The 19297-nt window shown below is 71.9% G+C and carries 8 protein-coding genes (1 of these 8 cut by a window edge); 2 read left to right on the top strand and 6 right to left on the bottom strand.

The window, feature by feature from the left end:
• Complete coding sequence (locus LBW94_RS36575; protein ID WP_225058347.1) at positions 1-1578, bottom strand: carboxyl transferase domain-containing protein; 1578 nt, start codon at positions 1576-1578, stop codon at positions 1-3.
• Between the two features lie 93 nt (positions 1579-1671).
• Between LBW94_RS36575 and LBW94_RS36570 the strand changes: the two genes are divergently transcribed.
• On the top strand, positions 1672-2265 hold the full coding sequence (locus LBW94_RS36570) for a TetR/AcrR family transcriptional regulator (protein WP_225058348.1): 594 nt from the start codon (positions 1672-1674) through the stop codon (positions 2263-2265).
• 65 nt (positions 2266-2330) lie between these two features.
• On the opposite strand, the gene LBW94_RS36565 is transcribed toward LBW94_RS36570, so the two are convergent.
• The gene (locus LBW94_RS36565; RefSeq protein WP_225058349.1) at positions 2331-2774 is read right to left on the bottom strand and encodes an SRPBCC family protein; all 444 of its coding nucleotides are present in this window, start codon (positions 2772-2774) and stop codon (positions 2331-2333) included.
• Between the two features lie 283 nt (positions 2775-3057).
• On the opposite strand from LBW94_RS36565, the gene LBW94_RS36560 reads away from it, so the two are divergent.
• Entirely contained in the window at positions 3058-4341 is a 1284-nt protein-coding gene (locus tag LBW94_RS36560) for a TetR/AcrR family transcriptional regulator (protein ID WP_225058350.1), read from the top strand.
• A 4-nt stretch (positions 4342-4345) separates the two neighbouring features.
• Here the strand turns inward: LBW94_RS36560 and LBW94_RS36555 are convergent, their stop codons facing one another.
• The 4 genes from LBW94_RS36555 to LBW94_RS36540 form a co-directional block, all read right to left on the bottom strand.
• Positions 4346-6313 (bottom strand): ArnT family glycosyltransferase, encoded by a 1968-nt coding sequence (locus tag LBW94_RS36555; RefSeq protein ID WP_225058351.1) that lies wholly within the window; start codon positions 6311-6313, stop codon positions 4346-4348.
• Between the two features lie 234 nt (positions 6314-6547).
• Positions 6548-7258 carry an NUDIX hydrolase gene (locus tag LBW94_RS36550; protein WP_225058352.1) on the bottom strand — a complete coding sequence of 237 codons (711 nt, stop codon included), beginning with the start codon at positions 7256-7258 and terminating at the stop codon, positions 6548-6550.
• Between the two features lie 145 nt (positions 7259-7403).
• The gene (locus LBW94_RS36545; protein WP_225058353.1) at positions 7404-7544 is read right to left on the bottom strand and encodes a hypothetical protein; all 141 of its coding nucleotides are present in this window, start codon (positions 7542-7544) and stop codon (positions 7404-7406) included.
• Between the two features lie 233 nt (positions 7545-7777).
• Positions 7778-19297 carry the 3' end of a non-ribosomal peptide synthetase gene (locus LBW94_RS36540; protein WP_225058354.1) on the bottom strand. Its footprint extends 13722 nt past the window's final position, so 11520 of the gene's 25242 nt are visible here — the last part of the coding sequence; its start codon lies beyond the right edge, outside the window — the gene reads right to left on this strand; its stop codon occupies positions 7778-7780.

The following is a 19297-nucleotide window of genomic DNA, read 5'->3' as shown; positions in this document are numbered from 1 at the left end:
TCACATCCGGAAGACGCCGTAGGAAACCGGATCCAGGGGTGCCTGCGCGCAGACCGACAGTGCCAGCCCCAGAACGGTACGAGTATCGGCCGGGTCGATCACACCGTCGTCCCACAGCCGCGCGGTCGAGTAGTACGGATTACCTTGCAGCTCGTACTGTTCCCGGATCGGCGCCTTGAACGCCTCCTGATCCTCCTCGCTCCAGCCCTCCCGCAGCGATTCGCCGCGGACGGTGGCCAGCACCGAGGCGGCCTGCTCACCGCCCATCACCGAGATCCGCGCGTTCGGCCACATCCACAGGAACCGGGGCGAATACGCGCGCCCGCACATCGAGTAGTTACCGGCGCCGTACGACCCGCCGATCACCACCGTGAGTTTCGGGACCCGGGCGCAGGCGACGGCCGTCACCATCTTGGCGCCGTGCTTGGCGATGCCACCGGCCTCGTAGTCACGACCCACCATGAAACCGGTGATGTTCTGCAGAAACACCAACGGGATCTGCCGCTTGTCGCACAATTCGATGAAATGCGCACCCTTGACCGCGGATTCGCCGAACAGCACGCCGTTGTTGGCCACGATGCCGACCGGGTGGCCGTGGATGCGCGCGAAGGCGGTGACCAGGGTGCGGCCGTATTCGGCCTTGAACTCCTGGAATTCACCGCCATCGACCGTGCGGGTGATCACTTCCCGCACGTCGTAGGGGGTGCGCAGGTCGACCGGCACGACGTCGTACAGCTCCTGTTGCGCCGCAGGCGGTTCCACCGACGGCCGCACCTCCCAGGGCGTCGGGGATTTCGGGCCCAGGGTGGCGACGATGCGCCGCACGATCCGCAGCGCGTCCTCGTCGTCCTCGGCCAGATGGTCGGTGACACCCGAGACGCGCGAATGCAGTTCGCCACCGCCGAGCTCCTCGGCGGTGACCACCTCACCGGTCGCGGCCTTCACCAGCGGCGGGCCGCCGAGGAAGATGGTGCCCTGGTTGCGGACGATCACCGCCTCGTCGCTCATCGCGGGCACGTACGCGCCACCGGCGGTGCAGGATCCGAGCACGGCCGCGATCTGCGCGATGCCCTGAGCGCTCATGGTGGCCTGGTTGTAGAAGATGCGCCCGAAATGCTCCCGGTCCGGGAACACCTCGTCCTGCCGGGGCAGGAAGGCACCACCGGAGTCGACCAGATAGATACAGGGCAGCCGGTTCTGCAACGCCACCTCTTGCGCGCGCAGATGCTTCTTGACCGTCATCGGGTAGTAGGTGCCGCCCTTGACCGTGGCATCGTTGGCGACGATCACACACTCTCGGCCGGACACCCGGCCGATGCCGGTGATGATGCCCGCGCCCGGCGAATCGTCGTCGTACATGCCGGTGGCCGCCAGCGGCGACAACTCCAGGAACGGGCTGCCCGGATCGAGCAGCCGATCCACACGCTGCCGCGGCAGCAGTTTGCCGCGGGCCACATGCCGCTCGCGGGCCCGCGCCGGACCACCCAGCGCCACCGCCGCCAGCCGCGCCCGCAGATCGTCCACCAGTTCGAGGTGCGCCGGCCGATGGCCGACCCGCGCCTCCTGCGAAACCGTCATCACGCCACCTTGCAGATCGGTTAGTCGCCAATAACTGGAATCCAAGATAATCTTGACTAACTGAGTTGTCCAGATAACACGCAAGGAGGAGCGATGACCAGCAGCGACGCCGTCGCCCCCACGCGCCGGGAGCAGCTGAAGGCACAACGTAGGCAGCAATTGCTGGAAGCGGGCGCCCGGCTGATCGCCGACCGTGGATTTCCCGGGGTGCGCCTCGACGACCTGGGGGCCGCGGCCGGGATCAGCGGCCCCGCGGTGTACCGGCACTTCCCGAACAAGGAAGCGCTGCTGGTCGAGTTGCTGGTGGGGATCAGCGAGCGCCTGCTCGCGGGCGGGCGGGCCGTGGTGGCGGGGGCCGGCTCCCCGCTGGACGCGCTGTCCGGCCTGATCGACTTCCACCTGGACTTCGCCCTCGGCGAGCCGGAGCTGATCCGCATCCAGGACCGGGACCTGAAGAATCTGCCCGAGCGCGCCGAACGCCAGGTGCGACGGACCCAGCGTCAATACGTGGAGATCTGGGTCGCGGCCCTGCGCGAGCTGCATCCGGGACTGTCGGAGACGGCCGCGCGGGTGCAGGCGCACGCCGCCTTCGGATTGATCAACTCCACCCCGCACAGCGCCCCGGCCACGCTCGCCAGTCAGGCGCGGCCGGTGCTGCGCCGGATGGCCTGGGCCGCGCTCGCCTGACGACGACCTGGACGACGCTCGCCCGGCCGGCGCCGCGCTCGCTCGAATTCCGCAGGCGCCGGGGCTCAGATGCCGCGTAGTTCGCGGTCGGCGGTGCCGAGCACCAGCCGCAGGCCCATCGCGAAACCGGCCACCAGCATCAGCGTGTACGCCGGGCCGAAAATCGGTGTGGCGACTTCGAATTCGGTATGCCACCGGACCCGGGTACCGCCGGGTAGTTCGGTGAAGGTCAGATTCCCGTCCTGATGGAACTGCGGCGGAAAGGAGCTCAGATTCCGGTAGCGCAGCCATTTCGGCGGATCGTATTCGGTGATCTCCTGGGTCACCCGCCACAGCGGGGTGACGATCAGTCGTACCGCGCCCACCCCGTGTTCGGCGACGGCGCCGGGGCGGACCAGGGTGACCCGGCGGATGAAGGGCACACGTTGATAGTTGGTGACATCGGTCAGCCAATCGAACACATCGTCGATGGGGGCGGCAATGGTGCGCTCGATGTCCATCGTGCGCATCGGCACTCCGTTCCGGCAGGGTGAGGGGATCCGCAGCAGACTACGGCGCTGTCCGGGTGTCGCGACCACACATCGAACCGAAACGATGCCGATTCGATACCCGCGGCCGTCGCGAACTGACTTCGAATGCACTTGCCACCGTTGATCTTTCATTCCGGGGATTCGAGCCGCCGGTGCGCCGCAGCCGGACCGGGGCGGCCCCGCTCCGGCTGTGGTGGCACGCGGGCGGCCGCACGGTAACCGCTGGTTACCATGGCAGGAACATGAGCGACAGGTCAGCACCGTGAGCCGCGCGCAACGCGGCGCCAACTCCCGCGACGACCAGCCCGGCAGCGATCCACCGGAGCGGGTGGTCCGGCGCCGCCCGAAGAATCGGCGCGCGCAGATCGCGGCGACCTCCGCGGCCGCCTTCGGCGCGCTGGGGTACCACGGTGTCAGCATGGAGGACATCGCCGCCCGTGTCGGTATCTCCTCGGCGGCCCTGTACCGGCACTATCCCAGCAAGTACGCGCTGTTCCGGGAGGAGTTGCTGCGGTTGGGGGCGGCGACCAGCGCGGCGGTGACCCTGCCCGAGGAGGCCGCCGGGCTGCCGGTGCGGCAACGCCTCGAGCAGGTGCTCGACGCGGTCATCGCCGACACCATCAGTAATCGGCCCACGGTGGCGCTGGCCCGCTGGGAGCGGCGCTACCTCGACGACACCGATCGCGCCGTGCTCGACCGGCAGTTCGCCGGCGCCGTGGGCGTGCTGCGCGATCTGCTCGGCGAGCTGCGCCCCGGACCGACCCGCCGCGATCGGACCGTGCGCGCGGTGACGGTGATGAGCATGATCTCCAGCATCGGCGATCATCACGCCGCACTGCCGGTGAAAGCCCTGACGTCCGTACTGAATTCGACGGCATGGGCGGTGCTGGAGGCCGAACTCCCGGACACCGCCGACGAACACCGGCCGCCGCGCACGGTGGAGATCCCGCAGTCCTTCAAACACGAACTGCTGCTGAAGAAGTCGGTCGAGCTGTTCCACGAGCGCGGCTACCCCAATGTCAGCGTGGAGGACATCGCGCAGGCGGCGGACCTGTCGGCGGCCTCGGCGGTGTACCGCTACTACCGCAGCAAGAGCGACCTGCTGGCGGCGGCCTTCCGGCGCGCCGCCGACCGGATGTCGGCGGTCATCGGCCCGGCCACCGCCGCGTCGAGCACCCCGGCCGAGGCGCTGGTGCAGCTGGTCGACCTGTACGTGACCGGCTCCTTCGCCGAACGCGCGCTGACCTACGTGTACTACGCCGAATTCGGCCACGTCCCCGCCGAGGAGCGCACCATGCTGCGCAACGTCCAGCGGCTGATCGTGGCCGAATGGGTGCGCCTGCTGGTGGCGGTGCGCCCGGAACTGTCCGATGCCCAGGCCCGGATCCTGGTCCAGGCCGGATTCGCGCTCGTGGTCGACCTGGGCCGGTACTTCGGCGAGGACGACGCGGGCGGTTGCCCCCCGGACCGCGTGGTCCAGCTGATGGAGGTGATCCTCTTCGGCCACCCGGCGCCCCGGGACGCCGTCACCGCGGCGCAGTCCTGAGCGGTCAGGCCCGGGGCGTGGCGCTCAGGTCGTAGACTTCGACGCCGTCGAGCCGCTGGGCGGTGTAGTGGGCGCGTACCCAGTCGGTGATCTCGGCCCCGCTGGTGGCGCCCTGATCCTGCCGGTTGCCGCGCCGATCCGGGCTCGGCGGGCGGTTCAGGAAGTACCGCACCGCGCCATCGTCGACGTACTGCCGGAACTGTGGCAGCGTCGGCGAGCCGTCCCGGCCGCTGAATCCACCGATCGCCAACAGTGAAGCGCCCGTGCGCAATTCGATCGAGCTGACATCGGAGGAGCCCACCGCCGCTGCGGCCCAGCGACTTCCGGTCACGCCGGCCAGCAGGGCGTCCAGTTGCGGAGCCTCCGCCGCCATGGTGCGGCCCCGGGCGTCCGGCCGGAACGGACCGGAGTACGGGCTGCCGCCGATGTGCGGCAACCCGACCGTCCGCACGGTGTAGACGGCGGGCCCGGCGAGCACGGAAAGCACTGCGGCACCGGCGATCACGGGCGCCAGGCCGCGGCCCCGGCGGCGGGCCGAATCGTCACTGCCGCGCACGGCGGACGCGTCGCCGCGGATCGAACCGCCCGGCACCAGCGCCACGGCCGCGGCCGCGGCGACGATCAGCAGGATCCAACGCAGCCAGGGCACCCAGTGCGGGGTGTGGCCGAGCAGGACGAAGACCCAGGCGGCGCCGGTGACCGTCATCGCCGCCAGGGTCAGCCGGGCCGCCGACCGGTCGCGGGCCCGCCACAGCAGCACCACGCCGACGCCGGCCAGCGCCGCGACAGCCGGGGCCAGTTCGACGGTGTAATAGGTGTGGAAGGACTGCTTCATGAAGCTGAGCACCGCGCCCGCACCCAGCAGCCAGCCGCCCCACAGCAGCAGCCCGGCCCGATCCGCGTCGGTGCGCGGGCGGCGACGGGTCAGCCACAGCCCGGCCAGCAGGCCGAGCACGGCCACGGGCAGCAGCCAGCCGAATTCGGTCGCCAGGCCGTCCCGCAGCAGCCGGGTGAGTCCCGGCCCGCCGCCGGACATGGCCCCGGCGTGCCACTGGGCCTGCGGTGCGGACTGCCCGGTCGCGGCCGGGTGGCCCGCGTGGTGGCCGAACACCCGGCCGAGACCGTTGTAGTCGACGGCCAGCTCCCAGAGGCTGTTGTCGGTGGAACCGCCGATGTACGGCCGGGCATCCGCCGGCCACAACTCCACCAGCGCCACATACCAGCCCGCGGCGACCACGACCGCGACGCCCGCGGTCAGCAGCCGGGCCAGCCGCACGACGAGACCACCGGGCGCGGCCACCAGCACCGCCAGCGCCAGACCGGGCAGCACCAGGAACGCCTGCATCATCTTGGTGAGGAAGCCCAGGCCGACGGCCGCGCCCGCGAGCACCAGCCAGCCGGTGGCGGGCGACCACCAGCGGGTGCCCGGCGAGCCCAGCGCCCGCACCACGCCGTAGGCGGCCAGCACCACCAGCAGGGTCAGCAGCGCGTCCGGGTTGTTGTACCGGAACATCAGCGCCGCGACCGGGGTGAGCGCCAGCGCCGCACCCGCCAGCAGCCCGGCCGCGGGGCCGCTGCACCGGCGGACGGTGGCATACAGCAGCGCCACGGTCGCGACGCCCAGCAGCGCCTGCGGCAGCAGCATCGACCACGAACCGAAGCCGAATATCCGGCCGGACAACGCCATCAGCCACAACGCGGCCGGGGGTTTGTCGACGGTGATGGCGTTCCCCGGATCGAGCGCGGCGAACAGCAGGGCCTTCCAGCTCCGCGTGCCCGCCTGCACCGCCGCGGCGTAGTACGGGTTCGCCCAGCCCGCGCCGCGCAGCCCCCACAGGTACAGCACCGCCGTCGCTCCCAGCAGTGCGGCGAGTCCCGTTCGCGCCCACCGTGGTTCGGCGCCGATCGGCGTCACCTCCCGAGGCTCTGCCGTCCGGTCCACCTCGCCGGCCACGCCGGAGATCGACACCATGCTCCGCCCTCTCTCCCATCCGAATCACCCGATACCCGGTGAGCGTATGGGGCGCGCCCGGCCGGACCGTCACCCCGACGCTGTGAATCCGCTGTGGAACGGCTGGTATTTCACGCTGAACGAAGTGCTGTCCGTCGAAAAAGGCGTGCTGGCACGGCCGTTCGGGACTTCCGATCGCGGCGGTCGCTCACGCGGGGGCCACGCCGAGTCTCGGGCTGGTCTCGGCGCAGTGGCTCAGGAGGGACGCATCATCGGCGGGTGCAGCGCCCGTGCCGGACCGGCCCGGTACAGCCGGGCGGGACGGCCGCCGTCGCGGGTGGTGGACCGGCCGGTGGGCTCCACGAAACCGGGCGTGGTGGTCACCTTGCGGTGGAAATTGCGCGGGTCGATATCGGTGCCCCACACCACCTCGTACACCCGGCGCAGATCCGCCACGGTGAATTCGCGACCACAGAACGCGGTCGCCAGCGGAGAGTATTCGAATTTGGCGCGGGCCCGCTCCACCCCGTCGGTGAGGATCCGATGGTGGTCGAATGCCAGCCGCGCGCGGTCGGCGAGCACCTGATCGACGGACCAGATCGCCGCCGCGCTGACCTCGGCCCCGGCCGACGGGGCCGGCAGGTTCGGGATCAGCGCCAGATAGGCCACACTGATCACGCGCCCGCGCGGGTCGCGGCCCGGCTCGCCGTAGGTGGCCAACTGCTCCAGATGGATCCGATCGGCGCGGATGTTGGTCTCCTCGCGCAGTGCCCGGACCGCGGCCCCGGAGAGGCTCTCGTCGGGCTCCACGAATCCGCCGGGCAATGCCCACCGGCCCCGGGCCGGTGCGTACAACCGCTGGACGAGCAGCGCGCAGAGGGTATCGTTCGGCATGGTGCGTGTACCGAGTGTCAACACCACCAGCTCGACCGCTACCGCGGCATTCAGGCGAAAAGCATTGCCCATGGGCGCGATTGTAATCGTCAGTCTGACGATAACGGAGCCCGGGGAGGCACCGCGACGTACCGGGTGCGGAAATCGTGCCGGCACGTCGCGGTGCGCATGCGGACGGTTCGCCGGCTGGTGCCGCGAATTCCGCAGGCCCGCAGGGTCAGCCGAGCGACACCGACGATCCGGTGCCGATCACGTTTGCCAGTGCGGTGAGAACCGACGACAGACCGGCACTTCCGGTCGCGCTGCCGGTGAAGATGCTGGAGAAGGCGGAGGCGAGGGCGCTCGCGCTACCCGTCATGGTTGGTGTCCTTTCCTGGAATTCGATGCTGGGAGGCGGATTCGGCTACGGGGTGTACTTGAGGCTCGAGCCGGTGCCGAGCAGCGCGGTGATGATCGAGATGATGTCGGATGCGGTCATATTTTCCTTCTCTTTCTCCAGATGCGGCCGGCCGCGGCGAGAACCGCCGGGCTGCCGTTGCGGGGCCGCACAGGGCCCCGGGTCCGAGTGCCGGGTAAATCCCGGCGGGTGGATCAGTCGTGGCCGGAACCGTTCTCGCGGCGCTGGAGCCGCGCGGTGAGCACCCGGCCGATGCGGGCCAGGGCGGCATCGCCGGTCATCCGCCAGTGCGTCGCCTGCACGGCGTGGTTGCGCACCACACCGTCGACGGCATCGGCCCAGCCCGCCGCGCCGGTGGCGCCGGTCGGATCGTCCAGGGCGGCGGTGAAATACAGCAGGGTGCCCTTGAACGGGCGCGGACGGTACCCGCCGAGCAGCCGCAGCGATTGCGTTGCCGCGCCGATCAACCCGGTCAGCCGCGCGACGCCCAGCGACGAGAACGGTTCGGGCAGTGCGGCGAGCCGTTGCGCCAGTGCGGCGACATCGGTGTGCTGCTCCGGAGCAGCGGTGAGCTGTGGTCCGGCAGCGGCGACCCGATCCTGGGCACCGGCGATCCGTTCGGGGGCAATGATGTTCGCATCCCGGCGGTCGTCCGCGTCGAACAGCCCGCCGAGCAGTTCGCCGACCGGTAGCGCCGTCGGCGTCTCGACCGCGCCGAGCGCGCTGTCCAGCACGGCCAGCAACGCCACCACCTGCCCCTCGGCCTGCAACCGGACCGCCATCGCGTGCGCCAGCACACCGCCGAGCGACCAGCCCAGCAGGTGATACGGGCCCTCCGACTGGACCGTGCGGATCTCCCGGACGTACTGCGCCGCCCAGTCCTCGACCGAGCCGGGTACCGACCCGGCGGGATCCAGTGCGGGCGACTGCAATCCGTACAGCGGCCGATCGGCCTCCAGATGCGCCGCCAGACCGGCGAACGACCAGGCCACACCGCTCACCGGATGCACGCAGAACAGCGGTTCCCGGCCCGCGCGCACGCCGTCGCCGCCGACCGGGCGCAACGGCAGCAGCACGTCGAAGGCAGCCGAGGCGTCGAGGCGGCCGAGATCGTCGTGCGAGCGGTGCAGGTGCGCGATCAGCGCCGCGGGGGTGGGCGCGGCGAACAGCCAGGGCACCGGAATCTGTTCGCCCAGCATCTCGGTCAGCCGCGCGGCCAGCCGGGTGGCCAGCAGCGAATTGCCGCCCTGTTCGAAGAAGCTGTCGTCCAGCCCGATTCGCGGCATGTCGAGCGCCGCCGCGAAGGCCATGCAGACGGTCAGCTCCAGATCCGTCACCGGCGACCGGAATTCCCGGCGCGGCGGTTGCGGGGCGGGCAGCGCGGCGCGGTCCACCTTGCCGTTGGCATTGCGCGGCAACGACTGCAACTGGAGCAGGACCTGCGGCACCATGTAGCCGGGCAGCGTGCGAGCCAGCGCCGCACGCATCCGCTCCGGGTCGACGGCGGTGGTGGCGGTCAGATAGCCGACCAGCATCGCCGCCCGGGGAGCCGTGACGATCGCCTCGAGCACCTCCGGCTGGGACCGCAGCGCGTGTTCGATCTCGGCCAGTTCGATGCGGTGGCCGCGGATCTTGACCTGGAAGTCCCGGCGCTCCACGTACACCAGCGCACCGGCGGCGGTCCAGTGCACCAGATCACCGGTGCGATAGAGCCGTTCGCCACCGGTCGAGAACGGATCGGCGACGAACCGTTCGGCGGTGAGGTCGGCCCGGCCGAGATAGCCGCGGGCCAGTTGCACCCCGCCGAGGTAGAGCTCGCCGACCACGCCGGCGGGCACGGGATGCAACCGGTCGTCGAGCACGTGGGCGCGCACCCCGGGTTCCGGCGCGCCGATCGGGACCACGGGCCGCCGGTCGGCGTCCTCGAGGCGGTACCGGGTCACCGAGACCGCGGCCTCGGTGGGGCCGTACAGGTTGTCCACCCGGGCGGACGTCGCGGCCCGGGTCCGGGCGGCGGTGGCGGCGGGCAGCGGCTCGCCGATCACCAGCAGCCGCCGCAGCGACCGCGGCAGGCCGTCGCCGCCGGCCACCTCGGTGAGCATCGCCAGCAGCGAGGGCACCAGCGTCAGCGTGGTGACCCCGGTCGCCGCGAGCAGCCGGAGCAGTGCGGCGGGATCCACCCCGGAATTCGCGGGGGCCACCACGATCCGGGCGCCGGTGCGCAGCGCCCACCAGATCTCCCACACCGACAGGTCGAACGCCGCCGAGGTGTGCCACAGCACCGAGTCGTCGGCGCCGAGCCCGTATTCCGCCTGCACCCAGTCGATCTGGTGGGTCACCGCGGCATGCGGAACGAGCACGCCCTTCGGCGTTCCGGTCGATCCGGAGGTGAAGATCGCATAGGCGGGGTGCTCCGGCCGCAGCGGCGACAGCCGCTCCGCGTCGATGATCGGAGCGTCGTCGGCCTCGTCGGTGAGTGCCGAGATATCCAGTGCGGCAGTCGTATTGCCCGGCATCGCCATCGGTGTCCGGCCGGAGACCAGCACCAGCCGGGGTGCGGCGGCGGTCAGCACCGCGGCGGTCCGCTCGGCCGGATGCGCCGGATCCAGTGGGATGTAGTACCCACCGGCGGCCACCACCGCGTGGATGGCGACCAGCAGGTCGGTCCCGCGCGGCAGAGCCAGGGCCACAGGGATTTCCGGCCCGACGCCGTGCCGGATCAGCGTGCGCGCCAGCCGGTGCACGCGAGCGGCGAACTCGCGGTACCGGATCGCCGTGTCGCCGTCAACGATCGCGACGGCGTCCGGGGTGCGGGCGGCCCGCGCCTGGAAGGCCGCGGTGATCGTGGCCGGCGCGGACACCGCCGGGGCCACGCTCCAGGATCGCAGGCGGCGGGCCTCGATATCGTCGAGCATCGGCAGATCACCCACCGGCAGCATCGGATTCGCGCAGATCTCGGCCAGCAGCCGATGCAGCCGGCCGGCGAAACCGGCCACCGTCGACTCGTCGAACAGGGCCGTGGCATAGGTGAAGGTGGCGACCGCGCCCAGCGGTGTGCCCGCGCTGTCGTAACGATCGGTCACCACCAGATGCAGATCGAACTGCGACACCTCGGTGTCGACGTCGACGGTGGCGATGGTCAGCCCCGGCAGCGTGAAATCGGCCTCGGCCTGGTTGTGGAACGAGTAGCCGACCTGGAACAGCGGGTGGCGAGCGGTGGACCGTTCCGGTTGCAGGGTCTCCACCAGCCGGTCGAACGGCAGTTCGGCATGTTCGAAGGCCGCCACATCGGCGCGGCGCACCGCATCCAGCAGCGTCGCGAACCCGTCCGCCGGATCGACCGGCGTCCGCAGCACCAGGGTGTTGACGAACATGCCGACCACGTCGTCCAGGGCCCGGTCGCCGCGACCGGCGACCGGGGTGCCGACCACGATGTCGGAGGTGCCCGACAACCGGGCCAGCAGCACCGCGAACACGGCCTGCACCACCATGAACGGGGTGGTCCCGTGCGCCCGGCCGAGGGCGATCAGCCGCGCGTGCAGCGCCGGGTCGATGGCGAAATCGACATGGCCGCCGCGGGTGTCGGCCACCGGCGGGCGCGGGCGGTCGGCGGGCAGGGCCAGCTGATCGGGGAGACCGGACAGGGTCTCGGTCCAGAACCGCAGTTGCCGGGCGAGCACCGACTCCGGATCGTCCTCGGCGCCCAGCAGTTCCCGTTGCCAGCGGCTGTAATCGGCGTATCGCACCGGCAGCGGCGGCCACTGCGGCGCGACGCCGGCCTGCCGCGCGACGTAGGCGGCGGCCAGATCGCGGGCCAGCGGCGCCAGCGAGGAGCCGTCGACCGCGATGTGGTGGATCACCACCACCAGCACGTGTTCGGCCGGCGCGACGCGGAACAGCCTGGCGCGCAACGGAACCGATGCGGTCAGATCGAATCCGTCACCGAGGAAGTCGGTGATCGCGACGGCCAGGTGGGCGGCGGGCACGTCGACGGTGGCCGGCGCCGGGATCTCCGCCGCGCCGGGCGGCAGGATCACCTGCACCGGACCGGATTCGGTCAGCGGATGCAGGGTGCGCAGGGTCTCGTGCCGGGCGATGAGGGCGTCGACGGCGGCCCGCAGCGCGGGCAGGTCCAGGTCCCCGGTCAGCCGCACCGCCAGCGGGACGTTGTAGGCGGTCGACTGACGATCGAAGCGGTTGAGAAACCACATGCGCTGCTGGGCCGGGGACAGCGGGACCGGGCCCGCCTCGGGCCGGGACGCCAGCACCGGCCGGGCCGATCCGGAGCCCGGGGCCGCCGCCACCGCGGCGGCCAGCGCGGCCACCGTGGCGTTCTCGAAGACGGTGCGCACGCCGACGGTCGCCGTCAGCCGCGCGCTCAACCGGGTGGCCAGCTGGGTCGCGGTCAGCGAATTGCCGCCCAGGACGAAGAAATCGTCGTCCAGGCCGACCCCTGCCGCGTCGATCCCGAGCAGTTCGGCGATCGCCGTGGCCACCGCCTGTTCGGTCGCGGTCACCGGCGCGCGGAAGGCGGCGGACCGGAACATCGGTTCCGGCAACGCCTTCCGATCCAGCTTACCGACCGGGGTGAGCGGGACGGTGTCGAGCACGGTCAGCGCCGACGGCACCATGTAGGCGGCCAGCGACCGGCCCGCGTGCGCGAGCACGGCGGCCTCGTCCACCGAATGTCCGGACGCCGCAACCACATACGAGACCAGGCGCACCGTGCCCACGGCGTCGGTGTGACCGACGGTGACCGCGAAGCCGACCGATTCGTGGGCGGCGAGCACCGCATCGATCTCGCCGAGTTCGATGCGCAGCCCGCGCACCTTCACCTGCTGGTCGGCGCGGCCGACGTATTCCAGCGCCGGGACAGCGCCGGCGGTCCAGCGCGCCAGATCGCCGGTGCGGTACAGGCGCTCGCCCGGCGTGCCGTACGGATCGGCCACGAAGCGACCGGCCGACAGGCCCGGGCCGGCGTGGTAGCCCCGGGCCAGGCCCGGCCCGCGCAGATACAGCTCACCGCTCACCCCGGCCGGGACCGGCTGCAACCGGGCATCCAGCACCAGGGCCGACATACCGTGGATCGGGCTGCCCAGCACCGGTGTGTCACCGGGTTGCAGCGCCGCGCTGATATGCGTGATGACGGTCGTCTCGGTGGGGCCGTAGGTGTTGTGGAAATGCCGGTCGGCGGCCCACCGCCGCACCAGCTCCGGACCGAAGTGCTCGCCGCCGACGGTCAGCCGGCGCAGCTCCGGCACCCGATCCGGATCGAGGGTGCCGAGCACCGCGGGTGTGAGGAAGGCGTGCGTCACCCGTTCGGCGCGGACGAGTTCGGTGAGTTCCGCGCCGCCGTACACCCCGGCGGGCGCGACCACCAGGGCCGCGCCGGCGGCCAGCGCCAGCAGCAGTTCCAGCATCGCCGCATCGAAACTCGGTGAGGCGACGTGCAGTACCCGGGACGCGGCGGTCACGGCATAGCGTTCCCGCTGTGCCACCGCCACTCCGGCGAGCCCGGCATGGGTGGCGACGACGCCCTTGGGCACCCCGGTGGATCCGGAGGTGTAGATCATCCAGGCCGGATTCGCCGGGTGCGCGGGCCGGGGCCGCTCGGCCCGATCGATCGCATCCGCGCGGGCGGCCGCCAGGCGGGCGGTGGTGGCGGGCGAGTCCACGGCGAGCCAGGCGGCGCCACCGGGCAGGGTGGGGAGCAGACGGTCCAGGGTCAGCCCGGCGGCCGCCCCCGAGTCGGTGAGCATGTGCCGGATCCGATCGGCGGGATAGGTCGGGTCGACCGGGACGAAGGCCGCACCGGTCTTGGCGACCGCCCACACCGCGACCAGCCATTCCGCGCTGCGGGCAATGGCGACGGCCACGAAATCCTCGGCGCCGATCCCGGATTCGAGCAGCAGCCGGGCCAGCCGGTTGGACTGCTCGTCGATCGCGCGGTAGCTGAATTCCCTTCCGGCGCAGACGATCGCCACCGCATCGGGATCCGGCGCCACCGCGGCGGCCATCAGGTCGGCCAGGGTGAAGCCGGGCACCGGCCGCGGGCCGGGGCGCAGCAGGCGGCGCCGTTCGGCGGGACCGAGCAGGTCGATCTCGCCGAGCGGCCGCCGCGGATCGGCGGTGGCCGCGGCCAGGATCCGGCCGAAGCGGCGCAACAGCGCGGCCGCGGCCGGTTCGTCGAACAGATCGGTGGCGTAGTTCACCTCGATCGGCAGGTGGCCGTCGTCGTCGATCTCACCGCCGATGGTGAACTGCACGTCGAAGCGCGCCACCGGCTCGTCGAAGGAGACCGGTTCGAGCACCAGTCCGGGCACCGCGTGTGTCGGCGAAACACCCTGTGCGGTCACATGACTCAGCGCCACGGTGAACAGCGGGTGGCGGGCCGGGGTGCGGGACACCCCGAGATCGTCGACGAGCCGTTCGAAGGGCAGCGCGGCATGGTCGAAGGCGGCCAGGTCGACCTCGCGGACCTGCGCCAGCAGTGCCGTGAAATCGGCTGCCGCGTCGATCCGGGTGCGCAGCGCGACGGTGTTGACGAACATGCCGACCAGATCGTCGAGCGCGGCCGCGCCGCGGCCCGCGACCGGCGTCCCGATCACGATGTCGCCGCTGCCGGACAGCCGGGCCAGCAGCACCGCCAGGGCCGCGTGCAGCACCATGAACTCGGTGACGTTGTGCCGGGCCGCCGTGCGGGCCAGCCGGGCGCCGATATCGTCGCCCAACCGGCCGCGGACGGTCGCGCCGCGCTTCGAGGCGACCGCCGGCCGGGGCCGGGTGGTCGGCAGCGCCGGATCGCCGGGCAGATCCCGCAGGGCCGCACGCCAGTAGGCCAGCTGTGTCTCGGCGTCGGCGGCCAGGTTCCGGTGCTGCCAGACGGCGTGGTCGGCGTACTGCACCGGCAGCGGCGCCCAGGCGGGCGCCACCCCGTCCCGGCGCGCGACATAGGCCGTGATCAGATCCCGCAGCAGCGGAGGCATCGACAGACCGTCGGCGGCGATGTGGTGCAGCACCACCACGAGGACGTGCGCGTCCGCCGACTCCCGCAGCAGCACCGCGCGCACCGGGACCTCGCCGGTCACGTCGAAGCCCGTGGCGATGTACGTGGCGAGCCGATCCGGCACGGCCGCAGTGGTTTCCACGCCGAACCGGTCCGACACCCACGCGGGCGGCAGGATCAGCTGATGCGGGACGCCATCGGCGTCGGCGGGATACCGGGTGCGCAACGGCTCGTGCCGGCTGACGACGTCGAGGAAGGCGGCGCGCATCGCGTCGTGGTCGAGCTCGCCGAGGATGCGCACGGCGACCGGGATGTTGTGCGCCGGTGAGGCCGGGTCGACCCGGTTCACCAGCCACATCGCCTGCTGCACCGGCGACAGCGGAATCCGCTGCGGCCGTGCGCCGACCGGCAGCGGCATGCCGGAATACGGTGTCGCGGTGGCACTGTCGGCGGCGAGCGCGGCGGCGAGCTCGCGCACCACCGGAGTGCCGAACAGCTGCCGGACCGGCACGCGCCGGCCGAGCCGATCACCGAGCCGGGCGGCGACCCTGGTGGCCACCAGCGAGTTCCCGCCCAGGGCGAAGAAGTCGTCGGCCGCGCCGACCCGCGCCCGGCCCAGCACCTCGCGGAACACCTCGGCGACGGTCCGTTCCAGCCGGGTGCCCGGCGCGCGGTAGCCCGTGGCCGACGCGGCCCGGTCACCACCGATCCGCTCGCTCGCGGCGGGTGCCACGGTCACCAATTCCGTGGTGCCGCTGACGCTCTGCCACCGCACCCGATCCCCGGTGCGGAACATGCGCGCCCCGGGCGGGCCGAACGGGTCGGGCAGGAAGCGCTGCGCGGTGACGCCGGGACCGTCCTGATAGCCGCGCGCCACTCGGTCACCGGCCACATACAGTTCACCTGCCGCACCGGGCAAGGTCGGGTGCAGGCGGTCGTCCAGCACATACGCGCGACTGTTGCGGACCGGGACGCCCAATGCCGCACCGCCATATCCGTGCGCACCGACGTGTCCCTTGTCGCCGCCACGCAGACTGTCACTGCCACGCCGGAAACCGCCGCGATGACGGTGGTCATCGTCGAGCCGACGATCGGCGGCACGCACATGGTCACCACCGGGCCGGGGTGCACCGTCACGCAGATGGTCACCGCCGGCACGATGATCACCGCCATGCAGGTGGCCACCAGCGTGCCGGGGTTCACCGCGACGCAGCAGGTCATCACCGTGCAGGTGGTCGCTGCCGAGGCGGCGGGTCAGGGCGGCCGCCGCTTCCGGCGGCGAATAGACGGCGTCGACGAGGAATTCGGTCACGGGGGGCTCGGCGAGCGGTGTGCCGGTGAGGATCACGCGGCGCAGCGAGGCGTATACCGCCGGGTCATCGGTGGCGACGATCCCGGCCAGGTCGGACGGTAGCTCCAGCACCGTCACGGCATGTTCCGCGATCACGGCCGCCAGTGCGGCGCGGTCGCTCCACGGTGAGGTGTCAGCGGTCAGTACGACGGTGCCGCCCACTCGCAGCACCGCGAGCAGGCCCAGGGGCGAGTCCGGGTGGATCAGTTGAACGTCGGACCCGCCGAGCTCGAATTCGCGTTGCCACCAGGCCAACTGATCGACCAGAGCGGCGTGAGTCACGATGGTGGCGGGTCCGGTATCCGTATCGGCGGGCAGCACCAGCGCGGGATGGCCGGGGTACAAGGTGGTCAGCCGGTCGGCGTCACCGATCGGCTCCGAGGAGAATCGCGCGAGATCGACCGCGCCCAGCGCGATCCCGTCCGCGGTGGCGACGACGTCGAGGGTCAGCGCCCGGGCCGTCGCCCGGCCGTCGCCGGGGAGCACCACGGCGGCACCGGCTTTCAGCACGGCGTAGACCGCGACGGCCAGTTCCGGCCCGGTGCCGACCTGCGGCCGCACCGCGGTCTCCGGGCCGACGCCCTGCGAGATGAGCAATCGGGCAAGCTGATTCGATCGGGCGTCGAGTTCGGCGTAGGTGAGATCGGTGCGGTCGGCGTACCGGACCGCGACCCGTTCCGGCGTACTGACCGCTTGTGCCTCGAACTCGTCCGGGGCGAGTTCCGCCGCGAACACGTCGTGGCGGGGGCCGGCGCCCAGGGCCCGCAGCCGGGCCCGCTCACCGGCGGCGAACAGGTCGGCGTCACCGACGGGGCGGGCCGGATCGGCGGTCACCGCCGTCAGCAACCGGACCAGGCGGGCCGCCAGCGTCTCGATGGTCGGCGCGTCGAAAAGATCGGTGGCGTAAATGAATCGGAGGTCGTCGCCGGTCACGGTCAGTTGCAGGTCGAACTGGCCGGACGGCACCTCGAGGCCGGTCTCGGAGACCGTCAGGCCCGGTAGTTCCAGCGTGATCGGCGCCAGATTCTGGAAGACCAGCAGCACCTGGACGAGCGGATGCCCGCCGGTCGATCGGGGCGGATCGAGGGCCTCCACCAGTCGTTCGAAGGGGATGTCGGCGTGGGCGAAGGCGTCGAGGGCGCCGGAGCGGACCCGATCCACCAGCGCCTCGAACGATTCGGCGGCGTCGACGCGGGTGCGCAGCACCACCGTGTTCACGAACATGCCGACGAGCTCGTCCAGTTCCGGTCGCCCCCGGCCCGCCACGGCGGTCCCGACCGCGATGTCGGCGACGCCGCTCCAGCGTGCGAGCAGGGCCGCGAACGCGGCCTGCATCACCATGAACGGGGTGGCCTCACCCCGGCTCCCGAGTTCCGCCAGCGCCGCGAGCAGCCCCGGTGGAACCGGGACCGCGACGCTCGCGACGGCATGGGAGGGGGTGTCCGGCCGGGGCCGATCGGCGGGCAGCACGAGTTCGGCAGGGAGCCCGTGCAATTGCCTGCGCCAGAACTCCAACTGGGTGGCCGCGAGCGAGACCGGATCGGCCTCGGCGCCGAGCAGCGCGCGCTGCCAGTGCGCGTAATCGGCGTACTGCACCGCCAATTCCGGCTGCCCGGGGGCGGTGCCGGCGCGGCGGGCCGCATAGGCGACCGCCAGATCGCGGGCCAGCGGTCCCAGTGAGAAGCCGTCGGCGGCGATGTGGTGGATCACCAGCGCGAGCAGATGTTCCTCGGCGGCCACCGGCGCCAGCCCGATCCGCACCGGCGCCGCGGCGGTGACATCGAAAGGCGCGGAAAGGAATTCGGGTATCTCGTCCGGACCGGCGAGGCCGGTCAGCGCCACCGCGGTGGTCCCGATGCGCTGGTGGCCCTCGCCGTCGATCTCGGGATACAGCGTGCGCAGGGACTCGTGCCGGGCCACGACATCGGCCCAGGCCGCCGCCAGGGCGGCGGTGTCCAGCGCGCCACGCAGCCGCAGCACCACCGCGATGTGGTGTGCGAGGCCCTCGGGGTCGAAGCGGTTGAGGAACCACAACCGTTGCTGCGCGGGCGACAACGGCTCCAGCCCCGCACGCGGCCGCGCGACCAGCGGCGGCGCGGTGGCGGTGCCGACCCGCTCGGCCACCGCCCGCGCCAGTGCGGCAACGGTGCTGTGCTCGAACAACATTCGAGGTGGGACGTCGGCGTCCCAGGCCGCGGCCAGCCGTGCGGCGGCCCGGGTGGCCAGCAGCGAATTGCCGCCCGATTCGAAGAAGTCGTCGTCGGCGCCGACCCGGTCGCGGCCGAGCAGGTCCGCGAAGACGGCGGCGACCGCCGACTCGGCCGGGGTGCCCGGCGCGCGGAATCGCCTGGCCCGGAACATCGGTGCGGGCAGCGCGCGGCGATCCAGTTTGCCGGAGCTGTTCAGCGGCAGCCGGTCGAGCACGGTCACCACCGCCGGGACCATATAGGCCGGAAGCCGCTCGGCGGCCGCGGCCGTGATCGCGTCGACGTCGATCTCCGCGCCCGCCACGGGCACCAGGTAGGCGACCGGCTGTTCGCCGGTGTGCGGGTCGGTGTGCACCACGACCGCGGCCTGGGCCACGGAATCCAGTGCGGTGAGCACGGATTCGATCTCGCCCAGTTCGATGCGCAGGCCGCGCAGCTTCACCTGGAAATCGGTGCGGCCCAGGTACTCCAGATCGCCTGCCGGGGTCCACTTCACCAGATCGCCGGTGCGGTAGAGCCGATCGCCGGCGCCGAACGGATCCGCGACGAACCGGTCCGCGGTGATGTCCGGGCGCGCGACGTAGCCGCGCGCCAATTGCGCACCGGCCAGGTACAACTCGCCCGGTACGCCCGGTGGCACCGGCCGTAGGCGCGCGTCCAGGACGTAGACCCGGGTGTTGAAGACCGGGCGGCCGATCGGGATCGAGACCGTGTCGGCGGCGGTCACCTCGTGGCTGGTGACGTCCACCGCGGCCTCGGTGGGGCCGTACAGGTTGTGTACCTGCGCGTCGCCGGTGGCCAGCAACCGCCGCGCCACCGCCGCGGGCAGCGCCTCACCGGAACAGAACACGTGGCGCAGGCTCGGGCACCGCGCAGCCGTCTCGTCCGCGAGGAACACCGCCAGCATCGACGGCACGAAATGGACCGTGGTGACGTGCTCGGCGGCGATCAGTTCGGCCAGATAGCGGGGATCCCGATGCCCGTCCGGCGCGGCGAGCACCAGGCGCGCGCCGATCTGCAACGGCCAGAAGAACTCCCACACCGAGACGTCGAAGGTGGCGGGTGTCTTCTGCAACACCACGTCGTCCTCCTCGAGGACGTACTCGTCCTGCATCCACACCAGGCGGTTGACGATCGCCCGGTGGGTGAC

The sequence above is a fragment of the Nocardia sp. alder85J genome, assembly GCF_020176955.2.
Classification (GTDB): Bacteria; Actinomycetota; Actinomycetes; order Mycobacteriales; family Mycobacteriaceae; genus Nocardia.
Note: the sequence above shows the minus strand (reverse complement) of the source record. Positions and strands in the feature narration are given on the sequence as shown.